At 72.4% G+C, this 11,333-nt stretch carries 11 protein-coding genes; 6 read left to right on the forward strand and 5 right to left on the reverse strand.

From position 1 onward, the window contains the following. From VME70_01700 to VME70_01720, 5 genes are all read right to left on the reverse strand, one after another. The coding region (locus VME70_01700) for a DUF58 domain-containing protein (protein HTW18907.1) at window positions 1-1,118 on the reverse strand (1,118 nt) is incomplete at its 3' end. Window positions 1,119-1,139: 21 nt separating this feature from the next. After that, window positions 1,140-2,096 (reverse strand): MoxR family ATPase, encoded by a 957-nt coding sequence (locus tag VME70_01705; protein HTW18908.1) that lies wholly within the window; start codon window positions 2,094-2,096, stop codon window positions 1,140-1,142. A 59-nt stretch (window positions 2,097-2,155) separates the two neighbouring features. Further along, a complete protein-coding gene (locus tag VME70_01710; GenBank protein ID HTW18909.1) occupies window positions 2,156-3,331 on the reverse strand; it encodes a DUF4350 domain-containing protein in 1,176 nt (391 codons plus the stop codon). After that, entirely contained in the window at window positions 3,328-3,951 is a 624-nt protein-coding gene (locus VME70_01715; protein ID HTW18910.1) for a DUF4129 domain-containing protein, read from the reverse strand. The genes VME70_01710 and VME70_01715 overlap by 4 nt, the downstream gene beginning before the upstream one ends. Continuing rightward, window positions 3,948-5,066, reverse strand: a complete 1,119-nt coding sequence (locus VME70_01720) for a hypothetical protein (protein HTW18911.1) — start codon at window positions 5,064-5,066, stop codon at window positions 3,948-3,950. Before VME70_01720 ends, VME70_01715 begins: the two co-directional genes overlap by 4 nt. 94 nt (window positions 5,067-5,160) lie before the next feature. Between VME70_01720 and mtrA the strand changes: the two genes are divergently transcribed. The 6 genes from mtrA to VME70_01750 all read left to right on the forward strand — a co-directional run. Next, a complete protein-coding gene (mtrA, locus tag VME70_01725; GenBank protein HTW18912.1) occupies window positions 5,161-5,838 on the forward strand; it encodes an MtrAB system response regulator MtrA in 678 nt (225 codons plus the stop codon). Further along, window positions 5,835-7,442 (forward strand): MtrAB system histidine kinase MtrB, encoded by a 1,608-nt coding sequence (mtrB, locus tag VME70_01730; protein ID HTW18913.1) that lies wholly within the window; start codon window positions 5,835-5,837, stop codon window positions 7,440-7,442. The genes mtrA and mtrB overlap by 4 nt, the downstream gene beginning before the upstream one ends. Beyond that, on the forward strand, window positions 7,435-9,138 hold the full coding sequence (locus VME70_01735) for an LpqB family beta-propeller domain-containing protein (protein HTW18914.1): 1,704 nt from the start codon (window positions 7,435-7,437) through the stop codon (window positions 9,136-9,138). Before mtrB ends, VME70_01735 begins: the two co-directional genes overlap by 8 nt. 208 nt (window positions 9,139-9,346) lie before the next feature. Further along, a complete protein-coding gene (locus VME70_01740; protein ID HTW18915.1) occupies window positions 9,347-9,886 on the forward strand; it encodes a phosphoribosyltransferase family protein in 540 nt (179 codons plus the stop codon). An 87-nt stretch (window positions 9,887-9,973) separates the two neighbouring features. Next, window positions 9,974-10,633, forward strand: a complete 660-nt coding sequence (gene raiA, locus VME70_01745) for a ribosome-associated translation inhibitor RaiA (protein HTW18916.1) — start codon at window positions 9,974-9,976, stop codon at window positions 10,631-10,633. A 106-nt stretch (window positions 10,634-10,739) separates the two neighbouring features. After that, window positions 10,740-11,333: response regulator transcription factor (locus VME70_01750; protein HTW18917.1), on the forward strand; the 594-nt coding region annotated here is incomplete at its 3' end.

An 11,333-nucleotide genomic window follows, 5' to 3' on the forward strand; every position in this document is an offset into this window, starting at 1 on the left:
CGCTCCGCGGCGAGCTCGTCGAGCCGGGGGTCGGACACCGCTGCGAGCAGGACCGTGTGCCGGCGGACCAGCGAGGCAACCACCGGCAGCAGCCCGGCTTGCATCGCAGCGGGCTCGAGCGCTGTGAACCACACCACGAGCGAGCGGCGGCGCAACCGGTGCAGGACCTGGGAGACGGTCGCGCGAACATCGGTCTCGACCAGCACCGGATGAAGGCCTGCGGTCGCTCGCAGCACCGATGGCAGTACGTCCCCCTGCCTGGTCATGTCGACCGCGGCCCGCAGCCGGCGGTCGTGGGCGAGCAACCCGACCCGGTCACCGGCGTGCCGGGCCAACGCGGCGAGCAACAACGCCGCATCGAGGGTCGCCTCGAACCGCGGCGCCCCGTCGACCCGCCCGGCCGCCGTACGCCCGGTGTCGAGCACGAGCAGGACCTGGCGGTCGCGTTCCGGTCGCCAGGTGCGGATGACGACCTCCTGGCGGCGGGCGGTCGCTCGCCAGTCGATCGACCTCGGGTCGTCGCCGTCGACATACCCGCGGAGCGAGTCGAACTCGCTGCCCTGGCCGCGGACCACCGCGAGCACCGACCCATCGAGCTCGCGCAGCCGGCTGAGCTTCTCCGGGAGCAACCGCCGGCTCGTGAAGGCGGGCAGCACCCGGACCGTCCACGGCACGCTGCGGGTGTGCTGCCGGCCCGCCAGCCCCAGCGGACCGACCGCGCGGATGGTGACCCCGGCGGCCGAGCGCTCGCCCCGGCGGGTGGGTGTGAGCGTGGTCATCAGGCGGACCCGGTCGCCGGGGTCGACGGCGAGCCGCCACGAACGCGGCCGCGCGCCGGCCGAGGGCGGCCAGGCGTCGCGGACCAGCCCGCGCAGCCGGCGGCCGCTGGTGTTGATGACGATCAGCCCGACGTCGGCCGGCTCGCCCAGCCGCGTGCTTGCGGCGCCGTCGCGCTCGAACCCGAGCGCCCGCGGAGAAGCCGCCAGCATGACGTCGAGCATGACCGCGGCGATGATCGCGACGGTCACGATCAGCACCGACCAGCCGCGCGCCGGTACGACGAAGACGACCAGCACGCCGAGCGCCGCGAGGAACGCGGCGCGGCCGGTCAGTGCCATGTCACGTCGCCGCCGGCGCTGTCACCGTGGCACGGCGACGGTGGCAAGCACGCCGTCGAGGACGCCGTCCGCAGTGACACCGTCGAGCTCGGCCTCCGGTCGCACCGTGACCCGGTGCCGAAGCGTCGGCCGGGCGAGCGCCTTCACGTCGTCGGGGGTGACGTAGTCGCGTCCCGACAGCCACGCCCACGCTTTCGACGTCGCGAGCAGCGCGGTTGCGCCCCGCGGCGAGACACCGAGCCCGAGCGACGGCGATGTGCGCGTCGCGCGGCAGACATCGACGATGTAGCTCAGCACTTCGGGCGCGGTCCGCACGCCGGCTACCGCCCGCCGGCCGGCGGCGAGCTCGGCCGCGCCGCCCACCACGGCGACGCCGGCCGCCGCGAGGTCACGCGGGTCGAAGCCTTCCGCGTGTCGCGTGACGACGCCGATCTCCTCCTCGCGCGAGGGCAGCGGCATGGTCAGCTTGAGCAGGAAACGGTCGAGCTGCGCCTCGGGCAGGGCGTACGTTCCCTCGTATTCGACCGGGTTCTGGGTGGCCGCGACGAGGAACGGCACCGGGAGCGGCCGCGGCGTACCTTCCACGCTGACCTGCCGTTCCTCCATTGCCTCGAGCAGCGCGGCCTGGGTCTTCGGCGGGGTGCGGTTGATCTCGTCCGCCAGCAACAGGTTGGTGAACACCGGACCCTCGCGGAACTCGAAGCGGGCCGTGCGGGCGTCGTAGACGAGCGAGCCGGTCACGTCGCCCGGCATGAGGTCGGGTGTGAACTGCACGCGTTTCGTGTCCAGCGACAGGGTGGCGGCAAGCGTCCGGACCAGCAGGGTCTTCGCGATCCCGGGCACGCCTTCGAGCAGCACGTGACCCTGGCAGAGCAGAGCCACGACCAGCCCCGACACCGCAGCATCCTGTCCGACGACAGCCTTCGCGACCTCGCCGCGCAACGCGGTCAAGGACTGCCGGGCGGCGTCCGGCGACACCTCCGCGACCGGTGCCGTCCGCCTGCGTGGTGCGGCGCCCGCCGGCGGCTGGGCTTCGCTCACTGCTGACCTCCTTCGCGGGGCACATCCTCGACGACGACGAGTGCTTCGAGGCGGGCCAGCTCCTGAGCGAGCCGCACGAGTTCCGCGTCATCGCGTGGCTCGCCACCGTAGAGGACCTTGCCAACCTCGTGGTCGGCCAGCCCGGCGCGTTGGGCAACGAGCGACGTCACCGCCGCCGGAGCATCGTCCGGAGCCAGTCGCAGCATCCGGGACAGCCGCGCGATGCTCGCGGACCGCAGCGCCGACGCCGCGGTCCCGCTCGCGTGCGCGGCATGCAGCATGCGGCCGGCGCCCTCGACGGTCTCGGCGGCGCGGACGACGGCCGGCAGCGGCTCGACCACCGCACGACCGAGCCGGCGGGCGCGCCACAGTGCGAGCACCACCAGCGCGATGAACAGCTCGAGGGTTGCCCACAACAGCCGTGGCGGCAGCAGGTTGAGCAAGCCCTGTCGCGACGGTGGCGCCGGTCCGGCGCCGAGGCCGCCCGGCACCCATTGGACGGCTCGGGTGTCGAGTACGCCGAGGGCGAGCGCGGCGTCACCCTGGTCGGCGAGCTCGGCGTTGCTGAGCGTTGAACCCGACCCGAGCACGATCGTGCTCGCGCCGTTCGGGCGGATGGTCTCGACCAGCGCCGCGTCGCCCTGGTCGTGGTAGCAGGTGATCGCCGTGGATCCCGGCCGCACGGCGTACAGGTCGCCGGCGATTCGCGCCGAGCCGGCCGTCGCCGCGGCCCTGAGCGGGCAGTCCGGTGGCAGCGTCGACGCGGCGATGCTCGTGTCCACGCGCAGGTCCAGCCCGGCCGCTGCCAGTGCGCTCGTCGACGGGTTCACCAGCACCAACGGCGACGTCGAGCGCGCGATCGTGGCCAGCACCCGGTCCGGCAGCACGTCCGGCTCGGTCACCAGGACGCCGGTGTTCGGGTCGGAGGCGATGGCGGCGAGCGAGGACACGATGCTCACGTCGATCCCGCGGTCGCGCAGCAGCGCGGCGAGGGCGTGGGCCCCGTCGGGGTCGGTGTTGCGCGGGTCGAGCGACTGGTTGTACGGCGTCGTTCCCAGCGCCGCGAACAGTGAGACCAGCGCGAGGCCGATCACGACCAGGATGACCGGATAGCGCACCCGCCGCCAGACGGCGCCGAGCTCGATCGGCGGCTCGGCCGCGATCGAGGTCATCGGGCGAGCGCCTCGACCCGCGAGGCGCGTTGGATCAGCTCGTCGGCGGCGGCCACCCGCTCGTAGTCGGTGTCGGTCGGCCGGGCGCCGCCGTACACCACCCGGTTGAACGTCTCGGCTGCCCGCATGAGGTCAGCAGCGACGTCCGGCAGCGCCCGGCCGGCCGCTGCCGCCAGCTCCGATGCCGTGCGCCCGGCCCTGGGCTCGACGATCCCGTGCTCCTCGAGCTCCCTGGCGAGCGCACGCATACGCTCGACGACCGCGGTGGTCCAGTCCGCGGCGGCGGCAGCGCGCTCTGCCGCGGCTCGGTGCGCGGCGGCGGACACCGGTGGCTCGGCGTCGAAGACGCCCCCGACCGAGCCGGCGCGGGTGGGTACGCCAACCCGCCAGATGACCAGCGCCGAGAGCACCACGATGAGGACCACCACCGCCAGGGCGCCTGCCGAGCCGGCCGGCGCGTTCCCGAACGTGTGGGACAGCAGGTGGTCAAGCCAGCGGGCGGCCGCTCGGACCGCCCGCCCGGCCAGCGTCTCGCCGTTGTGGTGGTAGATCGACTTGGACAGCTCGCGGCGGGCGGCCCGCTGCGCCCCGAGCCGCGTGATCGGGCCGGGATCGGTCATCGAGTTCCGGCGGTTGCCGCCTGCTGAAGGGTCTGGTCGAGCCCCTCGGCACGCATGCGGCGGTCGAGGTAGAGCAAGGCGATGACGGCCGCGGTGAAGGGCCGGACGAGGACGCCGCCGATTAGCCCGCCGATCCCGCTGAGCAGGAGGGTCGTGAACCGGAACTGGGTCGTGACGCTGCCGGAGAAGATCCCCGACATCCCGCCGCCGAGCAACGTGAACGGTGCCGCGATGATCCCGGCGATGACCGCGCCGATGATCCCGGCGAGCAGGGTGATGCCGAAGACCCGCCACCAGCTGCCGCGGACGAGGACCCGGGACCGCCGCAGCGCAGCGCCGATGCCCTGCTTCTCGAGCATCAGCGCCGGTGTCGTGAGGCTGAGCGAGATGGCGACGTACAGCGCGAAGACCGAGCCGGCGATCCCGCCGATCACCGCGAGGGCGACGCCGAGGACGACCGCAGCATGCGACGAAGTGCCGGCGCCGATCAGGGCGATCACGACTCCCGGCAGCACACTCGCCGCCGCGATCAGCGCGGGGATGAACAGCACCGCGAGGCTGGCGCCGAGCAACCGCCAGATCGCCGGCACCGACGAGTGCCAGGCCTGGCCCGCGCTCATCGGGCGGCCGAGTGCGCCCTGGCCCACCACGGTCGCCACGATCCCGCTCAGCAGTGCAGTCGCGATCAGGGTGACAACAGCGACGATGCTGTCGACCGTGAGCACCTGCCCGATGGCGTTGGTGATGTTGGTGACGTTGACGTCGTTGGAGGTCGTGACGCCGGAGTTGATGCCGTTGAGAAACGAGTACGACGTCAGCAGCTGCAGCGCCTCCACGACGAACAGCACCGGCGTCGCGAGCCCGATGGTCGCGCCCGGGTAGCGCCGGATGGTCGTGAACGCGCCGTCCAGGATCTCGCCGACACCGAGTGGGCGCAGCGCGATGATCCCGGGGCGCGGCGCCTGCGGTGCGCCCCAGCCGGACGGCGGGGGAGCCCAGCCGTACGGCGGCGGCGGGGGCGGAGCTGCCGACCACCCGGGCGGCGGCTGGCCGGCGCCGGACGGTGCCGCACCCGCGAAGTAAGGCGGCGGCTCGGCACCCCCACTGGGGCTCACCCAGTCGCCCGACCTCGGTTGGTCGCCAGCCATTGCTCACCCCGACGCGACGGAAGGAACCGCCATCGTCCCAGAGCGGTGCGACGATAGAGGGGTGAAGGCGCGTGTCCTCGTCGTGGATGACGATCCGGCCCTGGCGGAGATGCTCGGCATCGTGCTGCGCAACGAGGGTTTCGAGCCCTCGTTCGTCAGCGATGGCGACCAGGCGGTCAACGCCTTCCGGGTGGTGAAGCCGGACCTGGTTCTGCTCGATCTGATGCTGCCGGGCACCGACGGGGTGGACGTGTGCCGCGCGATCCGCGGCGAGAGCGGTGTTCCGATCGTCATGTTGACCGCGCGCAGCGACACGATCGACGTCGTCATCGGCTTGGAGTCGGGGGCCGACGACTACATCGTCAAGCCGTTCAAGCCCAAGGAGCTGATCGCCCGGATGCGGGCCCGGCTGCGGCGCAATGACGAGGGCGAGAACGAGATCCTCACCATCGGTGACCTGACCATCGACATCGCGGGGCACGTCGTGAGCCGCGACGGCACGCCGATCCCGCTCACCCCGCTCGAGTTCGACCTGCTGACCGCACTTGCCCGCAAGCCTCGGCACGTGTTCTCCCGCGACCAGCTGCTCGAGCAGGTCTGGGGCTACCGCCACGTGGCCGACACGCGGTTGGTCAACGTCCACGTGCAGCGGTTGCGCGCCAAGGTGGAGCGCGACGCGGAGCATCCCGACATCGTCGTGACCGTGCGGGGGGTCGGCTACAAGGCCGGACCGACGTGAGCTGGCCGCCCGCGGCGGTCGCCGGCGCCGTGCGGCATCGATGGCGCCGCTCGCTGCAGCTGCGGGTCATCGCCACCACCCTGGCGCTGTCGGCGACGGTCAGCGTGCTGCTCGGCGTGACGATCCTGCACCAGGTGCGGTCCGGGCTGCTCGACTCCGCCACGCGCTCGGCGACCAGCCAGCTCACCACCGGCGTCGATCATGCCCAGAGCCAGTTCGCGGCGTTGCCGAGGTCGGACAACCGGGCCGTGGAACGCACCGCCGAAGCGGTGGTGCTCGCGCTCTCGCCGGACCCCGACCAGCAGAACTTCGACGTGGTGATGCTTTCGGTGACGCCCGGCCTGCCGTCGTACCAGCCGCGCAACGGGCCGCACATCGAGCCGTCCAGCATCCCGGCGTCGCTGCAGCGGGCGGTGTCGCTTCAGTCCCGCGAGGCGTGGACCTACAGCACCGTCACGAACGCCGATGGCACGCGCGGACCGGGCCTCGTTCTCGGCGCGCCGGTGCAGTCCGGCGGCGTGCGCTACCAGCTCTACTACCTGGTCCCGCTCAGCCGTGAGGTCGCGACGCTGCGTCTGGTCGAGCGGACCATGCTGTTCGCCGGCGCGGCGCTGGTCCTTCTGCTGGTCATCATCGCAACGGTGGTGACCCGCCAGGTGGTGCGCCCGGTGCGGCTCGCCGCTTCGACCGCGGAACGACTCGCGTCCGGCCGGCTCAAGGAACGGATGAAGGTGCGCGGCGAGGACGATCTCGCCACGTTGGCGGCGTCGTTCAACCGCATGGCCGACACGGTGCAGCAGCAGATCTCGCAGCTGCGCGAGCTGTCCCGGCTGCAGCGCCGCTTCGTCGCCGATGTCTCCCATGAGCTGCGGACCCCGATCACAACCGTTCGGATGGCGGCGGACCTGCTGCACGACTCGTCGGTCGACCTACCGCCCGAGCTGGCCCGCTCGTCGGAGCTGCTGCAAGCCCAGCTCGACCGTTTCGAGCTGCTGCTCGCCGACCTGCTGGAGATCAGCCGGTACGACGCCGGCGCGGCCGTGCTCGACGTCGAGCCCATCGACCTGCGCGGCCTGGTCTCGCGGGTCGTCGAGCTGTCCACTCCGCTGGTCGAGCGGCGGGGATCGACGATCACCACCGACCTGCCGGACACGTCGGTGATCGTCGAGGCCGACTCCAGGCGGATCGACCGGGTCCTGCGCAACCTGGTCGACAACGCGATCGAGCACGCCGAGGGCGGCCCGGTCGAGGTCTGCCTTCGGGGCGGCGACGGGGGCGTGGCCGTCACGGTTCGCGACCACGGCGTCGGGTTGCGGCCGGGCGAGGCGTCGCTGGTCTTCGGGCGGTTCTGGCGGGCCGACCCGGCTCGCGCCCGCACCACGGGCGGCACCGGGCTGGGCCTGTCGATCGCGCTCGAGGACGTCCGGCTGCACGGCGGCTGGCTACAGGCCTGGGGCAAGCCCGGCGAGGGGGCGGTCTTCCGGATGACCCTTCCGTGGCGGGTGGGCGAGAAGGTCACCGAGTCCCCGCTTCCGCTCGGGCCGACCGACGACGGTCGAGCCGGCGAGCCGGGCAGCTCGGATCCGGAGTCGGTGCGTGCCTGAGCCGCGGCGCCTGCCCGCCGCCCGGCGCGGCGCGATGGTGGCGGTCGCGGCGCTGCTCGCCGCCGGCTGTGCAGGCGTTCCCGTGTCCGGCTCGGTGCACATCGGGCGGGGCGTGCCGCCGGGCTCCGACGTCGAGCCCAACGACATTCGTGAAGACCCGGCTGTGCCCTACCTTGGGATCACCCCCGACCAGCTGGTCGAGGGTTTCCTCAACGCGCTCGTCGACAGCGACGGCAACTACGCGACCGCACGGCTGTACCTGGCCAGCGGCACGAGCTGGCACCCGCCGTCGGGTGCCGTGCTCTACGACGGGCTCCCGGCGCCTCATGCCGGTACGCACACGGTCAACGTGGACATCAACCGGGTCGGAGTCGTCGACGGTCGGGGCGACTATCGGGTCGATCCCGGAATCCTGCCGGTGCGGTTCTCGGTCGTTCGCGCCTCTGGACAGTGGCGCATCTCGCACCTGCCCGCGCAGATCCTGCTGTCGACCGCGGACGCGGAACGCACGTTGCAGTCCGTGAGCTTGTACTACTTCGATCGCTCCCAGTCGGCGCTCGTGCCCGAACCGATTCTCGTCCCGCCGGACGCGGCCGGGCTTGCGACCACGCTGCTCCGCGACCTGATCGACGGACCGGGTCCGGCGCTTCGCGCGAGTGTCGTCAACGCGTTGCCGCATGGCACCGGCCTGGTCGGCAACGTGACGGTGGGCACCGACGGGATCGCCGAAGTCGATCTCGGTGGGGCGATCGAGCAGGCATCCGGCGGGCAGCTGCAGCGGGTGTCCGCGCAGATCGTGTGGACGCTGCGCCAGGTGTCGTCGGTCACCGGTGTGCGGTTGCTGCTCAACGGTGCGCCACTGCCGGTGCCCGGTGCCGCCCAGGTGCAGCCGGTCGGGTCGTGGTCCCAGTTCGACCCGCGGACGCCGCCGGGCGCGCGCGGGGCCCTGTTCGCCGACCGCGGCCGGATACACGGGTTGTCGACCGGCGTACCACCCGCCATGCAGGGATCCGGCCTCGAGGCGCCGGCGCTCAGCGCCGACGGCACGATGGCGGCCGCGCTGCGAGTCGGTCGCCGTGCCACCACCCTGGTGGTCGGGCCGTCGACCGGATCGATGCACTCCCGGCTGACCGCCGCGGTGGTGTCCCCGCCGGCGTTCGATCCCGACAGCGATGTCCTGGTGGCCGAGACGAACCACGCCGGGTCGCACCTGGTGGAGGTGTCCCCGAGCGGGTCGATCCACCGGGTTGCAGTTCCCGAGAGCGTGCGTATGGCGGGGATCCGCGACGTTGCGGTCTCGCGGGACGGGGCACGGATCGCGATGGTCGTCGGGGCATCCGGCCACACCGAGCTCATGGTCGGAGGCCTGGCCGTGCAACACGGCGTGACCACCGTCGTCTCGCCCGCTCTGGTCGTCCCTTCGACGTCCGACGTCTCCGGCCTCGCGTGGGCGGGGGCCAACGAGATCGTCACCACCGCTGCGGTCGGCAAGAACCGGCGGGCCATCATCGAGACGACCGTCGACGGCTACCAACGCACCACGCTCGGCGGCGCCGACGTCCCGCGCAACCCGACCCAGGTGGCGGCGGCGCCCGGCGCTTCCTTCCTCGCCGCGGCCGGCGGCAGGGTGTGGATGCTGACCGGCGCCCACTGGCGGCCGGTCGCGACCGGCGCCGACCCGTCGTACGCAGGCTGACCCGCGGGCCGCGTCCTCCACAGCGCGCCGCGGGCGCCCGGCCGGGCAGCGAGAGTGCGTCAACCTGCCTGATGTGGCGCTGCTCGATCGGCTGTTCCCCTCGCCCTGCGCCGGATGCGACCGGGACGGCGGCCCGGCCTGCGCGCGCTGCCGGGCCGCGCTCACCGGTGGCGCGCGCCGAACCGTGCCACGACCGTGTCCCAGCGGGATGCCCGCGACATGGACGGTCGTGGATTACGCCGACCCGGTGCGGGCACTGGTGATCGCCTACAAGGAGCACGGCGCCGTCGGGCTGGCCGAGGTCCTCGCGGTCCCGCTCGCGACGGCCGTCGCGGCTGCGGTCGCGTCGCGGGTCGACGTCGGTCGTCCGGCTCTGCTCGTGCCGGTGCCGTCATCGCGCAAGGCGATCCGGGCCCGGGGCGACGACGTCGTGCTCCGGCTGGCCCGACGGGCGGGGTCACTCCTTCGGCGCGAGGGCGCCCGGGTCCGGGTTGCGACCGCGCTCCGGCACGACCGCGCCGTCGCCGACTCTGCCGGGTTGTCTTCGGCGCACCGAGCGGCCAACCTCGCCGGTGCGTTTGCGATCCGTCCGGCGTACCGCAACTTGCTCACGGGCGCGGACGTCGTCCTGCTCGATGACCTGGTGACGACCGGTGCCACCCTCGCCGAGGCGGCTCGGGCAGTTCGTGGTGCGGGGGCGACGGTGGCCGGCGCGGCCACCGTCGCGGCGACCCAACGGCGGACCTGACCTGGCGTGGTGGCGGTCCGCCCGGAGGGACTACGGTCGGAAGTCGGCCCCTCTATGAGTCCCGATCAGACGTCAGGAGATGGTCCCGTGGACATCGTCGTCAAGTCGCGCAACACCGACATCGACAAGCGCTTCCGGGACAGCATCACCGAGAAGCTGACCCGGCTCGCCAAGCTCGACCGCAAGGCCGACCGGGTCGACGTGGAGATCGCGGAGGAGCGCAACCCGCGGTTGTCGGACCTGCGGATGCGGGTCGAGCTCACCTGTCGCACCCGTGGCCCGGTCATTCGGGCCGAGGCATCGGCGGCGGACGAGCAGGCCGCGCTCGACCTCGCGATCGGCAAGCTCAACATGCGGCTGCGGCGGGCGGCCGACCGCCGCCGCGTGCATCACGGTGCACGCACCCCGGTGTCCGTGGCGCTCGCCACCGGGTCGGTGCAGCCACCGGCGGCCAGCGCCGCCGCCGATGCCGAGCCTCCCGTCGCTTCGGCCGAGCCGCCGGGCGAGCCGGGCGAGCCGGCGGAGGAGGACGAAGCGCCGTACGTCGTACGCGAGAAGATCCACCTCGCCGCCCCGATGAGCCTGGACCAGGCGTTGTTCGAGATGGAGCTGGTCGGCCACGACTTCTACCTGTTCGTCGACGAGGGCGACCAGGCGCCATGTGTGGTTTACCGGCGGCGGGGATATGACTACGGCGTGGTTCGCCTACATGAGCCAGAGAAGGACGGACAGGCCCCCTCGGTCTGACTACCCCGCCCTGGCCCATCTCGTGTAATCATGGCCACACGCAGCACAGCATCCAGGCCACGGGTCTCGTGGAGGGCCAGTGAGTGACGGGACAGAAAACGCGGCAATGACGCCGCCTGCCCCGATGTCGGGGGAGCCGATCCGGGTACTCATCGTCGACGACCACGCCGTGTTCCGTCGCGGTCTGGAAATGGTGCTCGCCCAGGAAGCCGACATCGATGTGGTCGGCGAGGCGGAGGACGGCGCGGCCGCGGTCGAGCGCGCCGCCGAGACCACTCCCGACATCGTCCTGATGGATGTCCGGATGCCTCGCCGGGGTGGCATCGATGCGTGCACGGCGATCAAGGACGCCGTGCCGAGCAGCAAGATCATCATGCTGACGATCAGCGACGAAGAGGCCGATCTGTACGACGCGATCAAGGCCGGCGCGATGGGTTACCTGCTCAAGGAGATCTCCATCGACGAGGTCGCCTCCGCGATCCGCGCCGTCCACGGCGGCCAGTCGCTGATCTCGCCGTCCATGGCCTCGAAGCTGCTCACCGAGTTCGCCTCGATGATCAAGCGCGGCGACGAGCGCCAGCAGGTGCCGGCGCCGCGGCTGACCGACCGCGAGATGGAGGTGCTCCGTCTGGTCGCGAAGGGCCTGAACAACCGGGACATCGCCAAGCAGCTGTTCATCTCCGAGAACACCGTGAAGAAC

The sequence above is a fragment of the Mycobacteriales bacterium genome (assembly GCA_035504215.1).
GTDB lineage: Bacteria > Actinomycetota > Actinomycetes > JAFAQI01 > JAFAQI01 > DATAUK01.

Excerpts from the sequence above, each read along its gene's own strand:
- VME70_01710 (HTW18909.1), bottom strand. The coding sequence starts at position 3,331 with ATGACCTCGATCGCGGCCGAGCCGCCGATCGAGCTCGGCGCCGTCTGG.
- VME70_01715 (HTW18910.1), bottom strand. The coding sequence starts at position 3,951 with ATGACCGATCCCGGCCCGATCACGCGGCTCGGGGCGCAGCGGGCCGCC.
- VME70_01740 (HTW18915.1), top strand. The coding sequence starts at position 9,347 with ATGCCCGCGACATGGACGGTCGTGGATTACGCCGACCCGGTGCGGGCA.